21 protein-coding genes are annotated in these 24889 nt (G+C 53.1%); 5 read left to right on the top strand and 16 right to left on the bottom strand.

Annotation, left to right across the window (positions count from 1 at the left end):
- From ACWAU0_RS15625 to ilvA, 10 genes are all read right to left on the bottom strand, one after another.
- The gene (locus ACWAU0_RS15625) at positions 1–732 is read right to left on the bottom strand and encodes a hypothetical protein (RefSeq protein WP_458137197.1); all 732 of its coding nucleotides are present in this window, start codon (positions 730–732) and stop codon (positions 1–3) included.
- A complete protein-coding gene (locus ACWAU0_RS15620; protein WP_458137196.1) occupies positions 710–2524 on the bottom strand; it encodes a hypothetical protein in 1815 nt (604 codons plus the stop codon). The genes ACWAU0_RS15625 and ACWAU0_RS15620 overlap by 23 nt, the downstream gene beginning before the upstream one ends.
- Before the next feature lie 288 nt (positions 2525–2812).
- Positions 2813–4015, bottom strand: a complete 1203-nt coding sequence (locus ACWAU0_RS15615) for a type II secretion system protein (RefSeq protein WP_458137195.1) — start codon at positions 4013–4015, stop codon at positions 2813–2815.
- Complete coding sequence (locus ACWAU0_RS15610) at positions 4012–4689, bottom strand: type II secretion system protein (RefSeq protein ID WP_165786268.1); 678 nt, start codon at positions 4687–4689, stop codon at positions 4012–4014. The genes ACWAU0_RS15615 and ACWAU0_RS15610 overlap by 4 nt, the downstream gene beginning before the upstream one ends.
- A gap of 134 nt (positions 4690–4823) precedes the next feature.
- A complete protein-coding gene (locus tag ACWAU0_RS15605) occupies positions 4824–6566 on the bottom strand; it encodes a PglL family O-oligosaccharyltransferase (RefSeq protein ID WP_165786267.1) in 1743 nt (580 codons plus the stop codon).
- Between the two features lie 455 nt (positions 6567–7021).
- Positions 7022–7948 carry a type II secretion system protein gene (locus ACWAU0_RS15600; RefSeq protein ID WP_101051906.1) on the bottom strand — a complete coding sequence of 309 codons (927 nt, stop codon included), beginning with the start codon at positions 7946–7948 and terminating at the stop codon, positions 7022–7024.
- A gap of 287 nt (positions 7949–8235) precedes the next feature.
- Positions 8236–8439, bottom strand: coding sequence for a hypothetical protein (locus tag ACWAU0_RS15595; RefSeq protein WP_201799028.1), 204 nt, complete (start codon positions 8437–8439; stop codon positions 8236–8238).
- A gap of 32 nt (positions 8440–8471) precedes the next feature.
- Complete coding sequence (locus tag ACWAU0_RS15590; protein ID WP_458137194.1) at positions 8472–8951, bottom strand: tetratricopeptide repeat protein; 480 nt, start codon at positions 8949–8951, stop codon at positions 8472–8474.
- Complete coding sequence (locus ACWAU0_RS15585; protein ID WP_458137193.1) at positions 8948–10771, bottom strand: secretin GspD/PilQ domain-containing protein; 1824 nt, start codon at positions 10769–10771, stop codon at positions 8948–8950. Before ACWAU0_RS15585 ends, ACWAU0_RS15590 begins: the two co-directional genes overlap by 4 nt.
- A gap of 626 nt (positions 10772–11397) precedes the next feature.
- Positions 11398–12936, bottom strand: a complete 1539-nt coding sequence (ilvA, locus tag ACWAU0_RS15580) for a threonine ammonia-lyase, biosynthetic (RefSeq protein WP_458137191.1) — start codon at positions 12934–12936, stop codon at positions 11398–11400.
- 190 nt (positions 12937–13126) lie between these two features.
- Between ilvA and rpiA the strand changes: the two genes are divergently transcribed.
- The 5 genes from rpiA (at position 13127) to ACWAU0_RS15555 (ending at position 18591) form a co-directional block, all read left to right on the top strand.
- On the top strand, positions 13127–13804 hold the full coding sequence (gene rpiA, locus ACWAU0_RS15575) for a ribose-5-phosphate isomerase RpiA (RefSeq protein WP_458137190.1): 678 nt from the start codon (positions 13127–13129) through the stop codon (positions 13802–13804).
- Between the two features lie 208 nt (positions 13805–14012).
- Positions 14013–15686: a formate--tetrahydrofolate ligase gene (locus ACWAU0_RS15570; RefSeq protein WP_033156653.1), complete on the top strand. Its 1674-nt coding sequence runs from the start codon at positions 14013–14015 to the stop codon at positions 15684–15686.
- Positions 15687–15820: 134 nt separating this feature from the next.
- Positions 15821–17698: a methyl-accepting chemotaxis protein gene (locus ACWAU0_RS15565; RefSeq protein ID WP_458137189.1), complete on the top strand. Its 1878-nt coding sequence runs from the start codon at positions 15821–15823 to the stop codon at positions 17696–17698.
- Positions 17699–17723: 25 nt separating this feature from the next.
- Positions 17724–18134, top strand: coding sequence for a bacteriohemerythrin (locus tag ACWAU0_RS15560; RefSeq protein WP_458137188.1), 411 nt, complete (start codon positions 17724–17726; stop codon positions 18132–18134).
- 37 nt (positions 18135–18171) lie between these two features.
- Positions 18172–18591, top strand: coding sequence for a bacteriohemerythrin (locus ACWAU0_RS15555; RefSeq protein WP_026601065.1), 420 nt, complete (start codon positions 18172–18174; stop codon positions 18589–18591).
- A gap of 41 nt (positions 18592–18632) precedes the next feature.
- Here the strand turns inward: ACWAU0_RS15555 and ACWAU0_RS15550 are convergent, their stop codons facing one another.
- From ACWAU0_RS15550 to ACWAU0_RS15525, 6 genes are all read right to left on the bottom strand, one after another.
- The gene (locus tag ACWAU0_RS15550) at positions 18633–19178 is read right to left on the bottom strand and encodes a chemotaxis protein CheW (RefSeq protein ID WP_458137187.1); all 546 of its coding nucleotides are present in this window, start codon (positions 19176–19178) and stop codon (positions 18633–18635) included.
- A gap of 17 nt (positions 19179–19195) precedes the next feature.
- Positions 19196–20836, bottom strand: a complete 1641-nt coding sequence (locus ACWAU0_RS15545) for a methyl-accepting chemotaxis protein (RefSeq protein WP_458137186.1) — start codon at positions 20834–20836, stop codon at positions 19196–19198.
- Between the two features lie 120 nt (positions 20837–20956).
- Entirely contained in the window at positions 20957–23146 is a 2190-nt protein-coding gene (locus tag ACWAU0_RS15540) for a chemotaxis protein CheA (RefSeq protein WP_458137185.1), read from the bottom strand.
- Positions 23143–23475, bottom strand: a complete 333-nt coding sequence (locus ACWAU0_RS15535; RefSeq protein ID WP_033156658.1) for an STAS domain-containing protein — start codon at positions 23473–23475, stop codon at positions 23143–23145. Before ACWAU0_RS15535 ends, ACWAU0_RS15540 begins: the two co-directional genes overlap by 4 nt.
- 31 nt (positions 23476–23506) lie before the next feature.
- Positions 23507–23875, bottom strand: a complete 369-nt coding sequence (locus ACWAU0_RS15530; RefSeq protein ID WP_033156659.1) for a response regulator — start codon at positions 23873–23875, stop codon at positions 23507–23509.
- A 20-nt stretch (positions 23876–23895) separates the two neighbouring features.
- The gene (locus tag ACWAU0_RS15525) at positions 23896–24720 is read right to left on the bottom strand and encodes a methyl-accepting chemotaxis protein (RefSeq protein WP_373276521.1); all 825 of its coding nucleotides are present in this window, start codon (positions 24718–24720) and stop codon (positions 23896–23898) included.
- Positions 24721–24889 lie beyond the last annotated feature (169 nt).

Below are 24889 nucleotides of genomic sequence, written 5' to 3'. Positions count from 1 at the left end.
TTACAGCGCCAAAATTACTTCGGCCAGCAGGGATTGCGGATAACCCGGCATCGCCAACACCGGCATGCGCTCGACACTGATACGCAGCACCGCCACTTGAAACGGCAGCCGGTCCAAATCGTGAATGAAGCGGTTCAAGGCCAGGTAGGAGCCCTCCACCTCCAGGCGCCGCAGCGGCCTTTCCAACAACGAACCCGGCGACATGCGCGCAACCCAACCGGCACTCAACGGCGGAATCACGGCAGCGATGGGCGCAGCGGCAGCGGCAGCGGCCGGCGTCACCGTCGCCGGTTTGTTTTTCCGGCTTTTCTTGGTGGTTGTCGGTGCCGCCGCAACCGGCGCGGCATTGTTGCTTACCGCCGCTTTGAAAACCTCGTTGGCGCGCACATGAATCTGCGCATCCCGCGCCACTTTGGAAATATTCACAATCAGAAACTGCGAGTCGTCCGGCGCCAGATGTTTTTCCACGCTGTCCGACTGCTCCTTGATAGCCGCCAGCAAACGCTCTTGTTCCGCTAATTGGCTCTTCAAACGCTCAATGTCCTCATCCGGCTCTTCCGGAATCTCGGCGGTACGCAGGCGTTTATCGGTGGCTTCCGCCGTTTGTTGCAATTGGCCGATTTCCCGGTTGGCCGGCACCCAGCGCAACCCGGCGTATCCGCCGATGACGATCACGCCGATAGCCAAGGCCGATAACCATTGTTCGCGCTTACTCAAAGAGGGTAGTTTCATGGGGGTTTGGATTGGATAAACGAATGATTTTGCCGTCCGGCTCGGCCAATTTGACCAGCCGCAAGGAAATACTGAAGCCGTTGCTCTGCAGCGGCCCTTTGCCAAAAGTCACTTTGGGCTCGCGAACCTGCAAATCCCAGCGGGCGGCGGCATCACCCACCCGTTTGATAAAGGTCTGCGCCGCGCTGTCGCTGAGCGCCCAGGCCTCCAGCACCAGGTTTTCCGCTTCGATGCGCTTGGCGTCGATAGGATTGGGCGGAGCCGTATTCGGCGCCGCGGCCGGTTTTAATGCCGACTTGTCCGGCTCATCCAAACGCTCGATCACCACCTCATTGTCAACCAGCGTTTGCAGCATACCCAACACACCTTTGACCAAATCCATGCGCTCCGGAATATCTTCGTCGTAGAAGCGGGCCAGATTTTCCAGGCGCGACTGTTCGGTGCGCAAACTCTTGATCTTGTCCTTGATCTGAGAGATTTCAGCCGCTTGGGCGTTGATGCGCTTAATAGCCTCATCGATACTTTGCCAGCTGGCGTCCACCTGCTGCTTGTAGCTCTCGACGCTACTTTTGCGCGCCCACAACGACAGCTCGGCCACGCCGACCAGCACCAATAGCAGCAGTACCAGCGCCGCGGCCCGTACCTCCAAGCGATCACGCAGTGCCGGCAATGGGCCGCCCAAGCGCACCCCCACGCAACGCTCAGCTTCGGCCAAACCCAGGGCGTGGTAAGCCGCGCCGGCCATGCCCGGCGAGACCTTATCGCCAACGACAGCATGGCTTAGCGGATGCAAGTCCAGTTCCAGCATGTGTTCCAAATTGGCGGCCAGCTCCGGTGCCGGCGGCCAACTAGCCAGCCAGACCGGCTCGCGCGGCGGCGCATGCAGCGCGTGATAGCTTTCCAGGCAAATATCCAGCGGCGCTTTGTGCAGATTCAAATAGTGGCGCAAGGCCGTAATCCCGCCAGCGGCTATGCGCGTGCTAAACCCCAGACCGGGTTGAGTCTCCAGCAGCACCGCGTGGGTTTCTGTCTGTGGCAGTAAGGCCGCGCTGCAACCGGTCAAGGGATACATGGTTTGCAATTTCAAACCCTGCCGCGCGAAAGCGTCCGACCAGCGCTGCAATAAACTTTGGTGCACGCAACTAATCAGCCAGTTAAAAGTACCGGGTATATCGTCCACCGCACTCTGCGCCGCCCAGCCGACTTCGATGGCCTCGTCGGCGGCTTTCAGCCACTCCTGCCCGGTCAAGCACGCATTGAGCTGGCTGCGTTTGATATACCCCAACTCCACCGCCAGATCGCCGAAACGCCGTAAGGAAAACTGCTCGGCCAACGCCAAACCGCCGCCGGCTCTGGATTTACCTTGCTGCAAATCCATCACCGCCCGCGCTTGTTCCTCGGTCATATAACCTTGGCCCACCAATAAATGCCCCACCGACCAGCGGGTGACGTGTTGCAACAACAGCGGCTCCGCTTCCCAGCGCGCCAGCTCCAACATCTGCAACAACGGCCGGGGTTTGCGGGGATTGACCGGTAACTCCACCAGCGTGGAAAACACCGCCGGCGACAACAGAATCGCCGAACCGCCGCCCTGCCAACCCTGGCTTTTTAGCGTAGTCAGCACATCGCTCAGGCCTTCGGCCATATCCACCTGCTCGGTTTTGGCCTGATACAGCAATTCCATATCCTGATCGGCACGGCGCAGCACGGCGGCGCGCAAGGAAAAACCGTCGGTCTCGCAGACCAATAACTGCGACGGGATAGCAAAAGGGATAAAACGGTTAAATTTCATGGATGCTTGGCATTTGAGATTGTTTAGCGGTTTCCGGACTGTGGCTTTTTCGGCGCTGCCGCTTAGCGCCCCGACGATCCTCGGTCATTGCCATTAAATTAGCAGCAGGTGATTCCCTCTCCCCCAGGGAGAGGGTTAGGGTGAGGGGAATAAATAAGGGAAAAAACGATATTTTGATCCCCTCATCCCAACCTTCTCCCGGAGGGAGAAGGAGCTTTTTCCTTAGCGTATTGGCAGTGACGGCCCGCACTGAAAGCACATGGCGAGACGGATTCGGACAAAGTGGACTCATGGAATGATCCAATTAAGGGCCAAATTCAGTGTCTGGCGGGGTGAGACGCTGAAACTGCGGATGTTGGCGATGTTTGGCTTCGGGTTGGGATTGGCTCCAGTGGTATCGCAATCGCCGTCGAAAATCACAAAATCGTCTGGGTCAACCGTCCCACCTTGGTAACAAACAATCGCATACCCGCGTTGTCCAATAGGCAAGAGTGGCGGCGTGCTCAACTTAAAGTTCTCGGTTTTTTGACCGCTCGCCGATACTGATAGGCTTGTCAAAACCAAGTAATCAGGCGTTCCCTCGTCCGAATCGACATAATCCGTCAAATCGGATAAATAAAGGCGCAACACTAAGTTGGCGTCTAACGCTGGCAATTTTGTCCCGCTTTGATTCTCAAACGTCACACTCACTGCCGCCTGTATTTGCACCTGCCAATCGGCGCTGACAATCAGTTGCGGCGCGGCCACGTCATCGGTGGCAACAGCTAAATCCATGCCTTCGCTAGCTAAACTGGCGGTCGCTGCGGTTACGCTGTAATCCCATCCTGAATCCAGCGCATCAGCGGCCGCATTTGCGCCCTCGTTGCCATAGCCGTCTCTAAATCGCAGGCCGCCGCCGGATTCCGGGATAACCTGTAAATAGGGGCCGCGCCAGCCTATGCCGACACCCGTGTTCTGATCCAAATACCATTCGCTAACGATTTCAGTGCCATCGCACGGCGATTTAAAGGTTTTCGGAACGGTGGCCGGAAGCACTTCATCACCGAGCCTCAATAACTCCGCCAAACATAAGGGCAAGCGCCCCATATCCGCCACAAAGCCGCTAAGCTCCGGCGCGCCGTTCACGGTGCGAGTCGGGTCGCCGACGATGGCTTTACGGATCAGTTCCATCCGGCGTTTGGTTTCGTCGTATTTGGCCTGGTCTTCCACGCCCTCGGTCAGCATCAAGCCGGTGGACGCCACCAGCGCCATCAAAAAAATCACCAACAGCATTTCCAACAGGGTAAAGCCGCGCTGTGGTCTCAAACTTTTCAAACCCGCAGCAGGTAGGGTGGATAAGCGCAGCGCATCCACCGGGATAGGTTTGCATGCGGTGGATGCGCTGCGCTTATCCACCCTACTCGCTGTGCCCAAAAGCTGGCATCGATTCCCACGGCGGAGCGTGATAGCCTGCGCTTTGGCGTTTTTGGCGATTTCGATCAATAAGTTCATCTCAACAAACACAGCACGGTATCGTCACCACCGCCGGCCAGCTGGCAAGTGCCGGGCGTTGGGTTATCGTCGGTTTTATCCGGACCCAGGCTGACCAGCCGGGCTTTGTCGGCGTCATCCAAATCCAGCATGAGGTAATTGGCTTGATAGGCATCGGTAATCACCCACAAATTATCGACACCGGCATAACTCATCAGAGCGCTTTTGCGTTGCAAATACGGGCCGTTCCAACCACGATGGGTGTCCGGATTCCAGCCGTTGCCGGAAGGATCGGCAAACAGCATCCAGAAATTGGCCGGCGATTCGCACCAGGCCAGTTTTGCGGCGTCGGTAGTGCCCGCTTCGGAAGGTAAATTGACTAAATCCGGGTTGATTTTGCCGGCGTTTGCCGGGTCCTCGCAGACATAAACCCCCTGCCCCGGCAAATCGTTGCTACCGCTATCGCGGCGAAACTGCAACAACGCATTGCGGATTTCCGCGATTTCAAACCGGGTAGCGTCTTGGCGGCCTTGATCCTGCACGCCTTCGTAAGCCAGCACCGCCATCCCAGCCACCACGGCCATCAGCGCAATCACCGCCAATAGTTCCAGCAGGGTAAAACCAGCTTGCGACCGAATTTTCACGGTTTTGGAACGCACGGCGGCAACATCGCGCCAGGCGACGGACCGTAACATCCCGCTAAAAACAAACAATAAACACCTCATTTACTTGCTTGTGAAAATTAAAAACTTAGCCAGCCCTCGTTTCCGATTCACTGGCATTAAGTTGGCGTCACGCCGGCATCGGCACCCAATCAAATATGTCTCAGTTAAAGTTGCTTGGCAGGCGCGCCGCTGCTGGTGACCACTTTTGCACCCAGCGTGGAGGCCAGCATCGGCAACATGAAATTAACCTTGGCACTGTCCGGGCCTTTAAGATGGAAAAGGTCGACAATAAACTTTGAGGCATCATTCGGATAAGCGGCCAAGGCCCGGCTCAGCGTGTTTTTGGATGCTTGCTGATCGCCGTTCAGGGCTTGCATCAGCGCCAGCCGGTACACTAAATTGTTGGCCGGCACAAAACGCACGGCAACATCCGCCAATACAGTCAGTTGCGGCCGCATCGCCAAATCATCGGGCTGACCGGTAAACGTAAAAATCATCGGCACATAAGGCTCGAGCAGCGGCGCTTGCGTCACCGCTTTTTGACAGACATCCACCAGATGATCGGAGCGTTGCTGAGAGGGTTGCGCCACCGTCGCTAACAACGCCAACTCCATGCGCAGATAGTGGGTTTCATGTACAACTGCCACGGACGCGGCGGCAGCAATGCAGAAGCCGGCTATGACAGTGCCGGTTTTTTTCCAGGCTATCGGCCGGCTCAACTCATCACCCAAGCCCAATACCATCGCGGCAACCCCTAAAAACGGCGCGTACCACAGCGGGTATTCCAACATGCTGTGAATGCCCAAAATGGCCGCCAACAACATCAGCCAAGTTTTAAACGCTTGCTGCGTTGTCCCCTCGCCCACGGCCAGCACCGGACGAATCCAGCGGCTGATAGCCAACAACAGCAGCAATACCGGTAATAAACCCAGTTCGGCCAACAAGTGCAAAATCAAGTTGTGCGCGTGTTCGATGTAGGTGGGGAGTGCCGGAATATATTGACCAGCTTGAAAGTACGCAGTATCGAATTGCCCGAACCCTTGGCCCAGCAAGGGCTGCTGCAAAAACAAGTGCCAGGCCACTTGCCAGATATGCCAGCGCGGCGACGCGCCGCTGGTTGGTTGTAGCATGCGTTCCGCCGAGCTCAGTTGCGCGTCCGGCAAAACACCCAGAGACCACAAACCCTGCAAGGCTAGATAGCCGAAAAGGCCTAAACCAATGGGTTTCAACCAGGCGGAACGGTAGCGCCAAGCGATGACAAAGATGGCTAGCCAATACAATAAAACGCTACGAGAAGGCGTCAGGCTCAAGCCCAGCATCAGGCTAAACCCGCAGAATGCAAATACCCACCGAGGTAGCCGACCAAGCGCATGCCAGTACAGTAAAGACACACTGCCCAAGGCCAAGAAATCGCCGTAGTTGTTGGCTTGGCCGACGCCGCCCCAGTCGCCGATTTCCCCGGATAACCGCCCGAATAGCTCACGCCAGGCCACCAGCGCGGCAGCCGTTACCAAACCACCAGCCAGCCAGCCGCCGACCCGTTCGCCACCAAACTGTTGCCGCAAATGAGCCATCAAAACCATCATCAGCGCAGCCCAAGCCAAATAAGCGATCCCCATATAGGCATGGGGTACGACGACTTGTGGCAACAATGTGGTTTGTAAAGCCAGATAGGCGGCCAGCGTTAAAGGCAACCACAGCGTGCGCGGCAGCTGCAAATGCTCGCTACGCCACAAGCCTGGCAATGCCGCCGCACAAGCCAGCAATCCGCCGGCTACCGCCAGCCATTCCAGATGAAAGGTGATTACCGGCTGTAAATGCCAGGGCGCCAGCCAAGGCAAAATCGGCAGCAAGCCTAATAGCAACAGGCTGAGCGGTGGAAGTTTGGAGAAGTAGAGCGATTTCATCGTTTGTTGTCGGTTTTGGTTGTGTTGCGCTTTTCGAAGCATGAGCGGCTCTTACGTCCTTGGGCATAAGCATTCGTCCTTCGGCCTTGCTCAGTATCCTCAAGGGCATTGAGGCGAACGGGATTACGGGCCGGAAAATAGGCCGCCATTCCGCCAGGGCTGCACTTCGAGCACTTACGACTAGCGAAATCCAGATTGCCGAGCGGTAAAACGCCGTCGCCATCCGGTGCCTCCGGACTCGGGCAATCTCTCCCGAGGTGGTGTTTAATAATTGGCTGTGACGCTTACACCCGGCAATGCCTAAAGGCTGCCATTTGCACTGCCAACCTGATCCAAATGCGACCGTCCGAAATGGCGATAGGCCCGGTACCTGCTAGCTCTAAACTCTGCAACAAAGCCCAGAGCTAGCAGGGATTCCCACGGCGGGCCGTGGGAACCGGCGTACCTAGCTAAACTTAGTTAGGATTTTGAGCGGCGATGTTTTCGTCGATCATACGGCCTTCGGTGTCAACCACCGCCAGCAGACGGGGTTTGGTGAACAACTCACCAGCAACGATGTTGTTATCCTCGGCCCCCCCATTCGCGCCATCTTGACCGACGTGGAACAAGGCGATGTAACGAGCATAAGTGGTTGCAGGATTGATGTTTTGGCTCACGAAAGTCGGCGCGGTCGAAATAGCCACAGAAGAATTGCTGGTGCTATGTGCGGCATCGTGACCAAAGCCCAGAGCAATTACCAAGTTGCATTGGTCGCTTTCCAGTGAGTCGTTGATGACGTTTTGACGATCACCGTCCGTAGCCGCCATAGCGGTACCGTCTAGCTTAGCGCCCAGTGCAACTGTGTTGACCTGACAAGCCGCAGTACCAAAGGTTGGCAGGATGGCGACGTTAGCTACGGCGGCCCAGTCGTTCTCTGCGGCGTCACCGTTATTGTTGGTGGCGCCTTCATTGTGTTGCAAGTTAGGTTCTACACCAGTCGTCGGTGTTGCAGTGGTCCGTTGCTGTATTTCCGTAATTCCAACTGCCGCCATCGCGGTGTTTAAAGCTTGACCAAACGGTGTGGCCGAAGTTGGTACCGCCCAGTTGGCAAAGCGCTGAGCAGTCCTTTCAGACAAGAAGCCAGGGCTGACACCACCAGTGGTTACCAAGTTATCCCATTGATCAGGGAAACGTTGAGTCACCGCGCGGTAGTTACGAATCGCGCCGTCAGCGGTAGAAGTGCTATTAGAAGCGGCAGTCGCTTGCGCGCTGTCGCCGATACCGTCATACGCCACCAATGCCGCAGTCGCCAACGTAGCGATCAGCGTGATAACCACCAACAGTTCCAATAAGGTGAAACCCGCTTGTCTGTGTTGCAGTCTTTTCAGTTGTTTGCCTTTCATACTGTTTTCTCAAATGTAAATGCCGCAACTGCCTCACGCAGCCTGTTGGTCATCTTATTTTTTGGTTTTTTGATGTGACCCCATCACACTCGTTTTGTTATGCGCATCCGTGCGCGGATTAGTCCTGAATTCTCTGTCTTCCTCGTGCCCACTGGGCAGAAAAAGATAGGGGATTATTTAGAAAATCTCCCCTGGCCCCTGTTTGCCAAAGAGGCGAATTAATAAGGCTAAAGCGGCCTCATTGCCAATCTCCCGCATAGCCATACGGACCGTGCCAACTGCAAGTATCAAGCTTGGCCCGGTAAGCTGCTGTCCACCACGAAACGGTATTGTTTGCCGCAGTGCAAAATCACTTCTTTTTGCTGACGCTTGAGAATTTTGACCTCGACGCGGATTTCGCCGAAGCCGTCGTGCTGCAATACCTCATCAAGCAATTCCATCAGCTTGCTTTTGACGGGTTGGGCTTGCATGTGCTTATGGTTTCTCATCATCTCTATTTCTCCCTCATTCAATTCAAGCGTGTTCATTGCGCGGGCAAGGCCAGTTTGTAACCACTATGGCGGGCCTGATTCAGCCAATATTCGGCTTTTTCCTGCTGCTCCAGATTGGGACTGGTGGCGTGCACCCGATACAGCATGTACTGGGCATGGGCGTGCCCCTGGCGGGCGGCGGATTCGAACCAGCGGGCCGCCAGTGTCATGTCCTGCGGACCGCCCAATCCCAGGTAATACAGTTCGCCCAGCAGGGCCTGGCTGTTTGCGTCGCTCGAGCCAGCGGCGCGATGGCACCAATCGAAGGCCTGGGCAAAATTGATCTTGCGCAATTTGTCGCCGTAGCGGTAGGCGTAGCAGTTTTCGGTGGCGATGTCGGCGGGAGTATCCAGGCCCATGTGGTTGGGCTGGCAGGCGGTGCAGGCCAGCAGGAACAGGCTCAGCAAACTCCAGACATAGAATTGGTTCGGTATCGGGAACGCGCGCCGAGTTTTTAAATTGTCGCGGCTCATTGATCCGACTCCCTCAGGCGCGGGGGCGCGCAAAACTCGCCGCAAACCGGTTCGTCGGGATTTTCCGGTTTAGGCACCGGCTTGGCTTGCATGGCGGTGTCCGGTGCGTAGCGGTGGTATTTTTCGGTAGGATCGTATTCTTCGTGGTGATCGTTGCCCTGGTTTAATACGTAAGGCGTAATTAACAACACCATTTCTGATTTACTGTCGGCGTCGGTAGTTTGTCTAAAAATGTTACCGAGCAGCGGTATGTCAGCAAGGTAGGGTACCTTACGTCTTTCACGAGAAAATCTGTCGCGAATCAAACCACCCACCGCGACGGTATAGCCGTGCCTGGCAAAAATTTCGCCTTCCATGCGGGCCGTAGTAACGGTGTCCACCGGTAATTCAACCACGACTCCACCCGTGCTATTTGTTACCGGAATGGATGCGGCTCTCTCGTTTAGTGTTGAGTTTTCCTGCCTGAGCTGGATGTGGATGGTACCGTCGGCATTGATGTGCGGGGTGACTTCCAGGGTGGTGCCGATTTCCTTTAACTCGGTTTCCGGGGTGGAAATGGTGCGGGTGGTATTCAGGTTATCGATGTTGTCGATGGAATAGCCACGCACCATGATGCGTTCCTCTCCTATGAACAGGTTAGCCGGGCGATGATTGGACGCCACCAGCATGGGATTGGAAACCACGTTGACGCGGTTGTTCTTCTCCAAAAATTCGATATTGGCCTTAACCTTATCACTAAGAAATTCGTAAACAAAACTGCCGCCGCCGGTCATGGCCGCTGCACCACCCATGATCAAAGGATTGAGGCTATCGCCTTGAATCTTGGTATTTTTGATTTCGAAGTTGAACAAAGAGCTAAAGTCTTCGCCAACCTTGACGTCGATAATCTTCATTTCCAGCATCACCTGGTTTTGCGGCTTGTCGAGCTGTTCGACCAGGCTGGAAATGGATTTAAGAATGGCATTGTCGCTGGTCTTGACGATCAATTGATTGTGTTCAGCGTTGATGGTGACGTATATCACTTTGTTGATGCCGGACACCTCAGACAGTTCGCCGGGATCGACACGTTTGCCGTCGGCGCCGAGTTCCGCGAGTTGTTCGACGCTTAAATCCTTGGGTACTTCTTCGCGAAAACCTTGTTGCAAGTTGCCGTAGCGACCACCGGCTGCGCCTTGATTGCCCATGCCGCCGGAAAAACGGTTGTTACGTCCGCCGTACATATTGCCGGCGCTGCCACCGCCAAAGCCGCCTTGAAATCCACCACCGAAACCGCCGCCAAAACCACCCATGCCGCCACCGAAGCCGGTATTGCCCATGCCGCGGTTATTGCCGAAACCGCCGCTACGGCCGTTGCCGCCACGCCCGTTCATGCTGCCCATGCCGCTCAACATCATCGCGTTGCCGTAAGACACTCGCACCCGATTTCCATACAGACTTTCGATAGCCATAGCCACCGCCATGACATTGGGGTTGCGCAATTGAAACACGCGCACATTGTCGTCTTGGCCCATCACCAGATCTTTGCTGTACTCTTCCTTGGTCATCAGTCTAAAGGTACCGGCATCGCCATTATCCTGGCGATACCAAAGATCGCTGATGCGGCAAATCGTGCGGATCGCGTCTTCCAAGCTGACTTTTTTTAAAAAAATAGTGACGTTCTTTTTGCCGGCTTCCGGCGTGGCGACGATATTGACGTTGGCGTCTTCAGACAGTACGCGGATGATGTCGGAGACCTGCGAGTTTTTGAACTCCAACTCCTGAATTTCGAAAGACTTAGCGGCAGCGCGCACGGTAAAGCCTGCCGACAAAAGCATGAGCATGCAAAACACCTTGACGCGCCTTAGTTTTACGATTTTCAATTACAGCCTCAGTAACTTGATAATTCATGTTTTGCACTTATCGAAAACTTTGGCGCGCCCGGACGTATTAGCCCCAAGCCGCTTGTCGTTTTCGTATCAGCAGGCTGTTTAAAATTTGAATATAAAGATGCTTCCGCCATGTTGGAAAAACCGCTGATCACGCTGTCCTTAGCCGAGCCCAAACCGCATGGATAAGTCGAAGCGTGCCCTCCATGGCTCTGGCTACCCCCATCCTGGCGGGAACGACGTTTTTTTGGGTCTGACAGAAGCATCTTTATATTCAAATCGCCATAGCACAAAATGGCGCGCATTGTATGTTGGTGAATTCCCAGTTGTCGTTAGGAGTAAATCCCGAAATATGTGCCAATAATTCCGGGCGTTAAGAATTTTGGCGGAATAATTTGCCGAAGCACTTAAGGACATCAAGCACCTGGCTTTTCGGGTTTAAGGATTTAGTGGGAAATAAGGCCCGGCAATTCTGAGTGCACCGAATTGCGAAGTTACTCGCCCCTCTTTGAAAAAGAGGGGCTGGGGGAGATTTTTTAAATAGACCCTAAGATTGGGAAGCTAAACGGGAGTGGAAAAGCTTAGCAGCCGATGTCAGCAGATTCGCTACCGCCCACAAACAGTCGATAGGCTGGATTACCGGTCTCATCCCGATAGGCAAGTCCTAAAACCGACAAACATTGTTCAAAACGCCCGCGTTGCTCACCGTCAATCTGCAAGCCTATCAACACTTTACCGAAGGCGGCGCCATGATTGCGGTAATGAAACAAACTGATATTCCACTGGCTACCCAGCGACAACAAAAACTTCAGCAGCGCGCCGGGACGCTCGGGAAACTGGATGCTGTAGACGCTCTCCTTCAACTCGAATGGCGCATGCCCTCCAACCATATAACGGATATGATCCTTGGCCAGTTCGTTGCCGGTCATATCGGTGACCGAAAAACCGTCTACGGTCAATTGCTCGATCAGATGCTGGCGGTCATTTTCCGCGCCGCTGCTGCTGATCCCTACAAACACTTGCGCCATGCGCGCGTCGAAATAGCGATAATTGAACTCGGTGATGCTGCGCTTGCCGATGACTTTGCAAAATCGCAAAAAACTGCCCGGCACTTCCGGTATTTCGACGGCCAGCAGAATTTCTCTATGCTCGCCTACCAGCGTGCGCTCGGCGACATAGCGCAAGCGGTCGAAATTGATATTGGCACCGCTGTCGATGGCAATCAGGGTGTGTTGTTGTAGATGGTGTTGTTCGGCGTATTTTTTCAAACCCGCCACCGCCAGGGCGCCGGCCGGCTCGGCGACCGAGCGGGTATCGTCAAAGATGTCTTTAATCGCCGCGCAAATCTCGTCGGTACTGACGGTGATGACCTGATCGACGTGCTCACGGGCGATGCGGAACGGTTCCTCGCCAACCTGCTTGACGGCCACGCCGTCGGCAAACAAACCGACCTGCTCCAATATCACCCGCTGGCCGGCTTTTAAAGCTTGATTCAAACAATCGGCGTCGTCGGGCTCCACTGCAATGACTTTAATATCCGGGCGCACGAATTTGACGTAAGCGGCGATACCGGCCACCAGTCCGCCACCGCCGACCGGAACGAATATCGCGTGAATATCGCCGTTGTGTTGGCGCAGAATTTCCATGCCTACTGTTCCCTGCCCGGCTATCACTTCCGGGTCGTCGTAAGGATGGATAAACGTCATGCCTTTTTCCGCGACCAATTCCATGGCATGGGCATAAGCATCGTCGTAGGAGTCGCCGTGCAGCACGATTTTCGCGCCGCGTGCCTTTACTGATTTGATCTTGATTTCCGGGGTGGTTTTCGGCATCACGATCAGGGCTTTGATGCCCAGTTTTTTGGCCGCCAAGGCCACACCTTGCGCATGATTGCCGGCCGACGCGGCGATGACGCCGTGCGCGGTTTGTTCCGGTGTCAGGGAGGCGATTTTGTTATAGGCACCGCGCAATTTAAACGAGAATACCGGCTGTAAATCTTCGCGTTTCAGATACACCTTGTTGTTGATTTTCTCCGACAGCGTAGCGGCAAAATCCAATGGGGTTTCCTCGGCAACGTCGTAGACTTTTGCCCGCAATATCTTTTCTATGTATGTCTGCATTATTGTCCTCGGCAACTGCTGGCGCACTTGCCGTCCATGCGTGGGTTCCGGGGTTGTTTAGGCGAGGCTGCCTGGAGCCGGTTCGGCGTAAAAACAGCTGAGAGATCAGCGTCAATCGGTTATTATCCCACACAATGACGGGTTAAACGCCGTGTCAGATTTATAAGAGCAATCCATCAGGACCATCACCATGACTCAAGACGAATTAAAAAAACAAGTCGCTCAGGCTGCGCTGCACTATTTGAAAAACGTACCCATCATCGGCATGGGTACCGGCTCCACCGTCACCCATTTAATTAATTTGTTGGCCGACTGCGATTTCAAAAGAGACATCGAAGGCGCTGTATCCAGCTCGGCGAAAACCACCGAACATTTGCAATCCATCGGCATTCGCGTCATCGAACTGAATCAATCCGGCGATCTGGACATTTACGTAGACGGCGCGGACGAAGTCACGCCGCATAAAAAAATGTTGAAAGGCGGCGGCGGCGCGTTGACCCGCGAGAAAATCATCGCCGGCGCCAGCAAAAAATTTGTCTGCATCGTTGACGAAAGCAAGTGCGTGGACGTGATGGGCAAGTTTCCGTTGCCCGTCGAAGTATTGCCCTTGTCGCGCAGCTTCGTGGCTCGCCAATTGGCTAAATTGGGCGGCCAACCTGAATTACGCATGAACAAAGATACCGGCGCCAGCTACATCACCGACAACGGTTGCGAGATTCTGGACGTGCATAATTTGAGCATCCTGGACCCTATCGAGTTGGAAAAAACCATCAACAATATCCCCGGCGTGATCACCAACGGTCTGTTTGCGATCCGCGACGCGGATGTGGTTTTGGTCGGTAAAGGCAGCGAAGTCATTACTTACTAAACAGCGTTACCCTTTATTGCGATAGGTTGTCCGGCGCGACGACCTCAGTCGCCGAAAAGCCGGCAGCGCCTTACCCGTAAAGCCTTGCCGGCTTTTCCCCATTAAATTTCTGGCTGCCCCAGCCTTAGAACTCTACAATATCCGCCCATCGCAGCCGCCGGCTGCTCTGCTTTATTGCCACATTTCTCAGAGTATTTTAGGAACTACCATGTCTGACATTGAAATTGCCCAACAGGCAAGCATGCGCCCGATTATTGATTTGGCCGGCGAAAAATTCGGCATTCCCGCCGCACATCTGGACCCTTACGGTCATTACAAAGCCAAGATTTCCCTGGAATATGTCAACAGCCTGACCGATAAAACCGACGGCAAACTGATTTTAGTCACCGCCATCAGCCCTACGCCGGCCGGCGAAGGTAAAACCACCACCACGGTAGGTCTAGGCGATGCCTTGAACAGGTTGGGTAAAAAAACCATTATCTGCCTGCGCGAACCTTCGCTGGGCCCTTGCTTCGGTGTAAAAGGCGGCGCGGCCGGCGGCGGTTACGCGCAAGTGGTGCCGATGGAAGACATCAATCTGCATTTTACCGGCGACTTTCACGCCATCGGTGTGGCGCACAATTTATTGTCGGCGTTGATTGATAACCATATCAATCACGGCAACAAACTGGACATCGACCCGCGCCGCATCCAATGGAAGCGGGTAATCGACATGAACGACCGGGCGTTGCGCAAAATCACCATAGGCCAAGGCGGGCCGGCCAACGGCTATTTGCGCGAAGACGGCTTCGACATCGTCGTCGCCTCGGAAGTGATGGCGATTCTGTGTCTGGCGACCAGCCGCGCCGATTTGAAAGAGCGTTTGGGCCGCATCGTCATAGGCTACAAATCCGACAAAGTCACGCCGGTTTACGCCAGCGATCTGAAAGCGCATGGCGCGATGGCGGCGATCTTAAAAGACGCGATCAAACCCAACCTGGTGCAAACCCTGGAAAACAATCTGGCGATTATTCATGGTGGCCCGTTTGCCAACATCGCCCACGGTTGCAACACCGTCACCGCCACCAAAACCGCGTTGAAGCTGGCCGATTATGCGGTCACCGAAGCCGGCTTTGGTGCCGACTTGGGCGCGGAAAAATTTCTGGACATCAAATGCCGGATGTCGGGTTTAAAGCCCTCGGCGGTGGTATTGGTCGCCACGGTACGCGCTTTGAAATTCCACGGCGGCGTGGCTAAAGACGATTTGAACCAGGAAAACCTGGCGGCACTGGAACAAGGTTTTGCCAATCTGGAGCGCCATCTGCATAACATTACCCAGCATTACGGCCTGCCCTGCGTGGTCAGTATCAATCATTTCACCTTCGACACCGACGCCGAAATTGCCTTGTTGCAGCAGAAATGCGAAGCGTTGGGCGTGAAATGCGTAGTCGCCAAGCACTGGGCCCACGGAGGTGCCGGCGCGGAACAGCTGGCTCAGGAGATACTGAACATCGTCGATCATCGCGAACCCGGCTTTAGCTACGTTTACGACAGCGAACTGCCGCTGTGGAATAAGATCGAAGCCATCGCCACCAAGCTATACGGCGCGGCAAACATCAGCGCCAGCCCGAAAATTCGCGCCGAGTTGAAGGCGCTGCAAGCCAACTACGGTCATTTCCCGGTCTGCATGGCGAAAACCCAAATGTCGTTTTCCACCAACCCCAATGCCAAGGGCGCGCCGTCCGACCATACGGTGGAAATCAATGAAGTACGTCTGGCTAACGGCGCCGGCTTCATCGTGGCGATTGCCGGTGACATGATGACGATGCCCGGCTTACCCAAAGTACCGGCCGCCGAGCGTATCGATATTAGCGACGACGGCGTGATCAGCGGTTTGTTCTAAATATCGCTAGGCAAATTGGGTCGATTGTTCGAATTTTTTGCAATGCAATCGGCCCGTTTCCTTCAACCTTACACGTAGCAGGTATAAGCACCCTGGACTATGCTTGAGCATATGAATAGTCGCCGGGAGTGGACATGCTTGACCTGAAAACCGTTAAATTCAGCCACAAAATAGCGGCCCTATCGCTGATACCCTTAGCAGGCTTACTGCTAATGGCCTCCTTCGTGGTCTACACCCATATTGTGGAGATGCAGTCAGCGGCAAAGATTATCTCCTTAGCCAACTTTTCCGTGTACGCCAGCGATCTGGTGCATGAATTACAAAAAGAACGCGGCTTGTCGGTCGGGCATTTGGGTAGTGGCGGCCAGAAATTTAAACAAGAACTGGAGCAACAACGCTTAGCCACCGACGAAAAACTGAAACAACTGAATGCTTTTCTCAAAGCATTCGACACCAAAGCCGCCGCCACCAATCTGGCGGCTGGTTTGGCTGCGGTAGACCGGCAAATCGACCAACTCGACGAGACTCGCCAGTCGGTCACCGCTTTAAGCGCCAGCGGCGAAGTTACCATCAATTACTATTCCAATCTAAATGCCGCCTATCTGGCCATCATCGCCCAGTTGCCGCAATTGAGCACCAATGTAGAAATCAATCACAAGCTGGATGCCTATGCCAATTTTCTGAAAGGCAAGGAGCAAGCGGGCGTGGAGCGGGCCGTGTTGGCGAACACTTTTGCCAAGGACGCTTTTGGCCCCGGCATGTATGAAAAACTGGTGACCCTGATCGCTTTTCAGAATACTTATCTGGATATTTTCGCCTCTGTCGCCCCCCAGCAGTACCTGGATTTTTTACAACACACGTTGCGCGGACAGTTTATTGACGAAACGGCGGCGATGCGCAGCAAAGCTCTGAGCAATGCCGATAAAGGCGGTTTTGGGGTAGACCCGGCCCACTGGTTTGCCATGCAAACCGGCAAGATCAATCTGTTGAAAGACGTGGAAAACTATATCGCCAAAGACACCATAGACTCGTCCAAGGCGATTGAAAACAGCGCCAGTCGCCGATTGTTGTTCAACGGCGTGTTTATTATTGTGGTAGCGGGGTTGTCTTTTTCGCTATTTTGGATACTGCGTAAGGACATAGCCGCTCAGTTGGGCGGAGAACCGTGGCAGGTCAATAATCTGGCGGTCAATATCGCCGCCGGGAAACTGGAACGGCGCGGCATGCCGCAAGCGGAGCAACATGTCGGCATTTTTGCCGCAATGTTGACCATGCAAAAACGTCTGGCCGATGTAATCGGCACTATCGGCAGCTGTTCGGCGCAAATCGCTCAAGCCTCTACTGAAGTCAATAATGCCGCGCAAACACTCAGTCAAAGCAGCTGCGAACAAGCGGCCAGTATCGAACAAACCAGCGCCGCACTGGAACAATTGACCGGGTCGGTGGAACACAACCACGAGAATGCCCAGACTACGGAAAAAATAGCGCTTACCGCCGCCGAATCGGCGCAAAGCGGTGAACAAGCGATCAGAGACACCGTGGAGGCGATGAACAAAATCGCCGAAAAAATCGGCCTAATCGAAGCGATTGCCTACCAAACCAACTTGCTGTCATTAAACGCTTCGATCGTCGCCGCCAAAGCGGGCGAACACGGCGCCGGTTTCTCGGTGGTAGCGACCGAGGTGCGAAAGTTGGCAACCCGCAGCCAGGATACCGCCAACGAAATCGGCGAACTAGCCAATACCGGCCTGGACATCGCCCTAAACGCCGGCCGTATCTTCAGCCAAATGCTGCCAAGCATTCAAAAAACCGCTACGCTTGTACAGGAAATAGCTACCGCATCCGACGAACAGGCTGCCGGCGTCCGGCAAATCAGTCAAGCGGTAGGACAGTTGGACACGGCGATTCAGCATAACGCGGCAGCTTCAGAGCAATTGGCCGCCACCGCGGAAGAGTTAAACGATCAAAGCCAAACGCTAATGCGGGAAGTCGGCTTTTTTAAGATGCAATAACACGAAAAGATATTACGGTAACTACATGAACCAATTCGTTTGGGAAAATCATTATCTGCTCGGAAACGAAAAGGTTGATCAACAACACAAAGAATTATTCCGTCTGGCAAACCGACTGCTAGCTTCGAAGGATATTCACGCGCTAACCGAGAACATCATGTTGCTGTACCACCATGTCAGGGAACATTTTCAAGCTGAAGAAGTCTTCATGAAGCAAAACGGTTATCCGGAATATCAACATCATGTGCAAACGCATAATCTGATGCTGGAAAAATTGGTGGAGTTTAGTAATGACATCAACCAGCAACAACTGGAGGCACTTGATGTGCCGGGCTTCATGCACGACTGGATTGCTCATATAGTGGCGGAAGACGCAGCGATTAATGCCTACTTCGCCAGCCAACAGGAGCAGAAATCCGGCAAGTCACTATATTGAACCAAAGAGTTCATTTAAATAACGAAGGGAGCCAATTATGAGCGAGTTTATCTGGCTAGATGACTACAAGATCGGCCACGCAACCGTGGACGCCCAACACCAGCACCTGTTCGAACTGGCCAACAAAATTGTTGAAGCCGGTAGCAGCGAGGCATTGACGCATTTGTTCATGCTGTTTTATCAGCATGTTCGTGAGCATTTCGAAGCGGAAGAACAGCTAATGAAACAATGCCGATACCCGGGTTATGTTCAACATATATCCGCTCATAATCAGATGCTGGAAAAGCTGAACGAAATTTCCGAAACAATTTTCGATAGACATTGGCAACCGGCTGCTATCAAAGCATTCGTCACCCGGTGGGTGTTGGTACACATACGAGAAGAGGATAGGCTAATGGGAGAATATATGCATACTCTCCCCGAGTATCGTTCGGACACGTGTCTTACAACCGAATGATGATACTAATACCTTTTGTTCGGTTAATCGACTTACTTTACTTAGTCAGCCACAGTGGCCAGCCGCTCCTGGGAGTGAGCCAAATCTCCAAGTAGCGACAATTCGTCAAGTGATAGAACGCGATTCATCGCCAACAGAATAACAAACACGTCGTCGACACGTGCCATAGCCTGAATAAAGTCGGTACGAATATCAGTACCAAAATCAGGAGCCGGCTGAATGTTGGCGGGCGGGATCTCTAAAATCTCCCTGACTTCGTCCACCAACATGCCTATCAATTGCGAACCGTCATTCGTTTCAACCGCCACCAAGACGATGCAACTGCGCTTACTGACTTCAGTGCAACGCCGGCTTAAACGTGCCGATAAATCGACAACCGGTACCACACTGCCGCGCAAATTGATCACTCCGTGAATATAGTCCGGCGTCAACGGTACCCGCGTCACGTTGGCAATCTCAATAATTTCCTTTACATCCAGAATACTGACTGCAAAACTTTCTGTCCCCACTAAAAAAGTCAGGTATTGGCCTACCTGTTCCTGAACCGCCACTGCCTGGCCGGTTTCTCTCCGAATCAGATTACTCATGGTCTGTTCTCCAGAGATTAAAAGCGCTCAAAGTCTTTGTCGTTAAAATTAATCGACCCATCCGCTAAAGCCGGAGCCGCTGGCTTAGCAGCATAGCTGGGACTTACCGGACCTCTATTTGGGCGAGGTGCAGGCGGAGTCGATCTGTAATTTTGCGCTCTGCTGTCCTCCTCCAATTTAAAGAAGGCCACGGCGTGCTGCAGTTGGGTCGCTTGGCCATTTAATTCTTCTGAGGTCGCTGCTAATTCTTCTGAACTGGCGGCGTTTTGCTGGGTAGCCTTATCCAATTGGCGCATGGCTTCGTTGATCTGATTGATGCCACTGGATTGTTCGATCGACGCGGCATTAATTTCTTGAACCAAATCGGCGGTTTTAGCGATATTAGGCACCACTGCGCTGATCAAACCACCGGCTTTCTCAGCTATCGCCACGCTATTAGTGGCCAATTCATTGATCTCTTCGGCGGTGACCCGACTACTTTCCGCCAACTTACGCACTTCTGCCGCTACCACCGCAAAACCTTTTCCGTGCTCACCGGCGGACGCGGCCTCGATGGCGGCGTTTAACGATAGCAGGTTTGTTTTGTAAGCAATGTCTTCGATTAAACCAATTTTTTTGGCGATGTGTTTCATGGCCGTTACCGTTTCGTTTACGGCATTACCGCCATCGCGGGCTTCGCTGGCAGATTTGGTGGCCATTTGTTCCGTGATATGCGCGTTTTCGGTATTTTGTTGTACCGACGAATTAAGTTGTTCAATCGACGAAGTCGTTTCTTCCACGCTTGCCGCTTGCTCGGTGGCCATTTGACTCATCGATTGCGCCGTGGCACTAACTTGCTGCGATGCGCTCAACAAGGCCTCTGAATTGGAACGCACTTCCTGCACCACTCTGACCAAATGTCCGCGCATGTCTTTCAAGGCGTTGGCAACCACGCCGATTTCGTCTTCACGATTGATATTAATGGCGGTACTAAATTCTCCTTGCGCAAGGGCGTCTACCACCCGTTGCAGTTCATTCAAGGGCAGAATAATGCCGCGAGTAATTACCCAGCCCAGAATCCCCGTGAATATCAAGATCGATGCACTGATCACATTCACTATAAAGGTTGCGCTTTCCTTTTCAGCCGCCGCTTCGTCAGCAGACTTTTTGCCCTCTTCAATGACATATTCTTGGAAACTATCGATTTTGCTGTTGAACTCCTCAGCGATTGGCGCACCCGCTGTCAGCACCGCTCGACTATCGGCATCATTATTTTTTCGAGAGACCTCGATAATTTTATCGATAGACAACCCATACTCCTTATAGGTTTTTGTCATTTCCTCGAACAACTTGCGGTCTTTGCCCTCGTCGACCGTTTTATCCACCAGTGCAAACGCCTTCTCAATACCGTCCTGCGCTTCTTTAATGGTCGCTTCGACTTTTGCCTTTTCAGCCATATCCTCGGTCAATACATGCCGATAGACCCTAACCCGCAAACGTCCGAGGCGCTGGCCGGCATCACCGAGGGCCGAGAGCGCCGGTACGGTCTTCAAATTAGCAAAATTTGTTTTTTCGTAGACACTGGTCATACTGCGTTGGCCTATCCAGGCAACAGCCGCCAAACCAATAATGGCCACCACGACCAGTAAAATCATTTTTCTTACCACGGTCATTTTCATTTTTTTATTCCTTATAAATTAAAGCCGGAACAGAGTGCCTTCAAGTAACGGGGAATTCTCCCGACAAAAGTGCAGCCTTTCACTGGCAAAAATAGAATCTACGGTCTTAAAGGGGACAGTTCACTGTTCATAAATCGGCACTTTTCGGTGCTTAAAACTGGTTGCCGAGTCAATCAGACCCTGCACATCTAAAATTAAAGCTACATTACCGTCGCCCAACACAGTAGCGCCGGTAATACCTTTAAGTTTTTCGAAAACCCTGCCCAAAGGCTTGATGACAGTTTGATGCTCGCCATGCAATTCATCGACAACAAACCCGGCTTTGCTTTGCCCGAATTTGACCACCACCACGCTCTCACGCTTCCTAGTGGTATCTTGGGAACCGTTCCGAAAGTAATCCGCTAAACGCAAATACGGTAAAACCTGGCCGCGTAAATTAATGTAATGCTGTAATTCATCAATCTCGCATTCGTTGGCATTCATCTCGATGCATTCGTCTACCATACTTAGAGGGATGATGTAGCGGTCCTGACCGGTACCGACCATAAAACCATCGATAATCGCCAGGGTCAGCGGTAAGCGTATGGAAATGGTGGTGCCCTCGCCTTCTACGCTGTCTATCTCGACGGAGCCGCGTAAGGCTTCGATATTTTTTTTCACCACATCCATGCCGACACCGCGCCCGGATAAATTGGTGGCTTGATCCTTGGTGCTAAGTCCGGCGGCGAATATCAGATTGTGAATGTCTTGTTGGGACAAATCGTGATCGGGTTTAATCAAACCGTTGGCTAGTGCTTTGGCGAGTATTCGCTCGCTGTTCAAACCAGCGCCGTCATCGGCGATTTGAATCACGATATGCCCGGATTCGTGGTAGGCATTGAGTTGCACCGTTCCTTGTGCCGGCTTACCAACGGCGAGCCGCTGCTCGGGACTTTCAATGCCGTGATCGAGGGCGTTGCGGATCAAATGCGTTAATGGATCGTTGATTTTTTCGACGACCGTTTTATCCAACTCGGTTTCGCCGCCACTGATAAAAAGTTCGATGTCTTTATTCAATTCTTTACTAACGTCGCGCACCACCCGTTTAAACCGGGAAAAGGTTTCGCCGATTTGCACCATGCGCAATTCCAATGCGGTATCGCGAATACTGCCGACTAAGGCATTCATGCTGGCGGCCACATCGCCGGCATCGCTGAGGCCATGCCGCTCAACGATCAAATTCATCGCCGCACTGGAAATCACCAGCTCACCGACCAAATTGATCAAATGGCCGAGTTTGGTGGCATCGACCCTAATGTAATTGGCTTCGCTTGCCAGTTTTTGTTTGGTCTGCTCCTGTTTTTTCAGCGCTTGATCGACCAATGGCTGCTGTACGACGTGTTGCTCGACCAGTATTTCGCCCAACGGTTTGCTGGGGGCTACCTGTTCCGCATCAACACTCGCCTGCTGGCGTTGCAAGGCATGATTGACATCGTTTTGAGTCAGGGCGCCGACCTGCACCAGCATATCGCCCAAGCGCTTAACATGATTGTCATCCTGAGCATTCAACAGATTTAGATATTCCTCTAGTTTGGAATTAGGCGGCAAAATTTTGATATCGCAATCGTCCGAGGCAAAATCAAATACCGCCTCTATCGTCTGTTTATTCGCATCACTCTGAAAAGCAATTTTGAAATGCAAATAGCAGCTTTCCGGGTCCATGTCGTCACCGACCGGCATTTCCGGGGCTACAGTAAGAATCTGTTTAATCTCACCCAAGGTGCGCAGATAGCGAATAAACGACAAGGGGTCCATGCCGTTTCTGAAGGCATCTTTCTGAAACTCTAGAGAAATTAGCCAGTTATCGTCCACCGATATTTCACCGCCGCCTTCAATTTCCAGCTGGACGCTATCGTCGCTTTGCTGCATGTCGGTCGTTTGCCGGCCGGTCAATTGCCGAATCAAACGCTCTCCGTCCGCCGCCAAGCTTGCCGGTAACTCGGCGTCTTTCTGTGTCAAACAATGTTCGATCAATTTAGCCGTGTGATCCTTGCTGTCCAACAAGACAGAAATCAATTCCGCGTCGATGCCGCGTTCGCCGTTACGCACTTTATCCAGGACCGACTCCGCTTCATGGGTAAAGCCGACAATGGCGTTAAAACCAAACAATCCGGAAGAGCCTTTGATGGTATGCATGGCCCTGAATAAACTGTTGATGGTTTCGCTATCGTCCGGTTTACTCTCCAGAGACAACAAAGCGTCTTCCATATCCGTTAACAACTCTTCAGCCTCTTGGGCGAAAACCGTTAAGGCCGCATCTAATTCGCTCATGATGTTTTCCAATCTGCGGAGATTACGATAGGGTCGCCGAAATGCTTACTCAGGTTAAGCAGCTCCAGCACTTCAACGACCGCCTCGCTATGCTGAATAAGACTAAAGCGGATATCGCGGCTGACGGCTTCCTGCTTCAGAAACATCAGCAGTTGCACACCGGCGCTATCGATTTCAGTGACATCGGCAAGATCGATTTGCACGTCTTTAGCCGAGCTTAGATACGGGGATAGTGCTTGTTTGTGTTCCAGCACCGAGTAGATGGTCAATTCACCCTGAATGGCTAGATGGGTGACACCCTTTTTTTGTTGTTTTAGGTGGATAGCCAAGGTTTTCTCCCCTTGTGCAATGGAGTTGTTTTTAAGGCAACACCAATTTGGACACCGCGTCGAGTAAAGTGGGGGCTTGAAACGGTTTGGTCAGCCAGGCTTTCGCGCCTGCCGCCTTGCCAGCCTGTTTTTTATCGTCGGCGGCTTCGGTAGTCAGCATCATCATCGGAGTGAATTTGTAAGCCGGGAGTTTTTTGGCTTCCGTCACAAAGGTTATGCCGTCCATATTTGGCATATTCACATCGGTAATGATCAAATTGATTTTTTGTCCGGTTAATTTACTCAGTGCATCCCTGCCGTCGCAGGCCTCAATCACATCGTAGCCGGCGCCCTTAAGGGCAATGCCGACAACCTGTCGAATGGATGCCGAGTCATCAACAATCATGATGGTTTTAGCCATTAGTCAATCCTTCATCAAATTTAGAAAAATGTAATCTCATCGTTGGCGGAAGTACTTTGGTGACTGACCGCCGCACTTGAAGAGTGATTCAACAACTCTTCCGGCATCGTGTAACTAAGCTCCATTCTCGACAATGTGGCGCCGACATCCAAGCTATTTGCTTGGCGCTCGCCGCTGCTGCGCGTGGCATCTACCGCAGTTTGCAGGCTGTTTAGATTATGTTCGACATGCGACAGCATTTGGCTGACCCGATCCTGAAACTGGAACGCCGTCAACACCGAGAAAATCTCGTCGCGAATTTGCGCGCTGTTGCCGCGTAACTGATCCGCATCGTTTCTGAACATATCCAAAGCCACCCGCAAATCGTCCAGAGCGGTGCGGATGGCGTGTTCGGCATCGCGGATCGCTTTGTCATCGGAAGAGCCGGATGCCTCGGACATTTTCAACGTCGAGGCCATGGCTTTGTTGATATCGGCAATGGCGTGGCTGATTTTTTCCCCGGTGGAAGACGAAAATCCGGCCAGTTTACGGACTTCGTCGGCAACAACCGCAAAACCCCGGCCATTTTCGCCTGCCCGGGCGGCTTCGATAGCCGCATTCAGCGCCAGTAAATTGATTTGTTCAGCGACCTTGCGCACTTCCTGCGCCATCGTGTCCAGTTGACCGGTATGTGCGGACAATTTACGAACCTCGTCGACTACCGCATGCTCAACGTCCTGGATTTCACTTAAAACTTTTAACACCGCCGTCAAAGCATCCCGGGTTTCGCCGAATAACACATCCACGCTACGACCTTGACGATTCTGCGCACCGCCGGAAATCAGTCTCTCCAATTGATTAACCATAGCGGCGAAACGGCTGGTCAGGACGGTGATTTCCTGTTCGGTATGCGTTCTGGATGTTTGTACTTGTCTGAGCAAAATGGGCACTACTTGCAGAAACAACCGCTCCAGCTCAATGGCGTATGCTTCAAGCTCTTGCAGTTTTAAATCTTCGTCGCCACGCCAGGCGTTA

The organism is Methylomonas sp. Uni0009, assembly GCF_054188105.3.
This window is presented reverse-complemented; position numbering and strand designations above follow the sequence as displayed.

Bases quoted from the DNA above. Each gene is read 5' to 3' on its own strand.
- ACWAU0_RS15625 (WP_458137197.1), bottom strand. From the start codon at position 732: ATGAAACTACCCTCTTTGAGTAAGCGCGAACAATGGTTATCGGCCTTG.
- ACWAU0_RS15620 (WP_458137196.1), bottom strand. From the start codon at position 2,524: ATGAAATTTAACCGTTTTATCCCTTTTGCTATCCCGTCGCAGTTATTG.
- ACWAU0_RS15615 (WP_458137195.1), bottom strand. From the start codon at position 4,015: ATGAACTTATTGATCGAAATCGCCAAAAACGCCAAAGCGCAGGCTATC.
- ACWAU0_RS15610 (WP_165786268.1), bottom strand. From the start codon at position 4,689: ATGTTACGGTCCGTCGCCTGGCGCGATGTTGCCGCCGTGCGTTCCAAA.
- ACWAU0_RS15605 (WP_165786267.1), bottom strand. From the start codon at position 6,566: ATGAAATCGCTCTACTTCTCCAAACTTCCACCGCTCAGCCTGTTGCTA.
- ACWAU0_RS15600 (WP_101051906.1), bottom strand. From the start codon at position 7,948: ATGAAAGGCAAACAACTGAAAAGACTGCAACACAGACAAGCGGGTTTC.
- ACWAU0_RS15595 (WP_201799028.1), bottom strand. From the start codon at position 8,439: ATGATGAGAAACCATAAGCACATGCAAGCCCAACCCGTCAAAAGCAAG.
- ACWAU0_RS15590 (WP_458137194.1), bottom strand. From the start codon at position 8,951: ATGAGCCGCGACAATTTAAAAACTCGGCGCGCGTTCCCGATACCGAAC.
- ACWAU0_RS15585 (WP_458137193.1), bottom strand. From the start codon at position 10,771: ATGCTCATGCTTTTGTCGGCAGGCTTTACCGTGCGCGCTGCCGCTAAG.
- ilvA (WP_458137191.1), bottom strand. From the start codon at position 12,936: ATGCAGACATACATAGAAAAGATATTGCGGGCAAAAGTCTACGACGTT.
- rpiA (WP_458137190.1), top strand. From the start codon at position 13,127: ATGACTCAAGACGAATTAAAAAAACAAGTCGCTCAGGCTGCGCTGCAC.
- ACWAU0_RS15570 (WP_033156653.1), top strand. From the start codon at position 14,013: ATGTCTGACATTGAAATTGCCCAACAGGCAAGCATGCGCCCGATTATT.
- ACWAU0_RS15565 (WP_458137189.1), top strand. From the start codon at position 15,821: ATGCTTGACCTGAAAACCGTTAAATTCAGCCACAAAATAGCGGCCCTA.
- ACWAU0_RS15560 (WP_458137188.1), top strand. From the start codon at position 17,724: ATGAACCAATTCGTTTGGGAAAATCATTATCTGCTCGGAAACGAAAAG.
- ACWAU0_RS15555 (WP_026601065.1), top strand. From the start codon at position 18,172: ATGAGCGAGTTTATCTGGCTAGATGACTACAAGATCGGCCACGCAACC.
- ACWAU0_RS15550 (WP_458137187.1), bottom strand. From the start codon at position 19,178: ATGAGTAATCTGATTCGGAGAGAAACCGGCCAGGCAGTGGCGGTTCAG.
- ACWAU0_RS15545 (WP_458137186.1), bottom strand. From the start codon at position 20,836: ATGAAAATGACCGTGGTAAGAAAAATGATTTTACTGGTCGTGGTGGCC.
- ACWAU0_RS15540 (WP_458137185.1), bottom strand. From the start codon at position 23,146: ATGAGCGAATTAGATGCGGCCTTAACGGTTTTCGCCCAAGAGGCTGAA.
- ACWAU0_RS15530 (WP_033156659.1), bottom strand. From the start codon at position 23,875: ATGGCTAAAACCATCATGATTGTTGATGACTCGGCATCCATTCGACAG.
- ACWAU0_RS15525 (WP_373276521.1), bottom strand. From the start codon at position 24,720: ATGGTTAATCAATTGGAGAGACTGATTTCCGGCGGTGCGCAGAATCGT.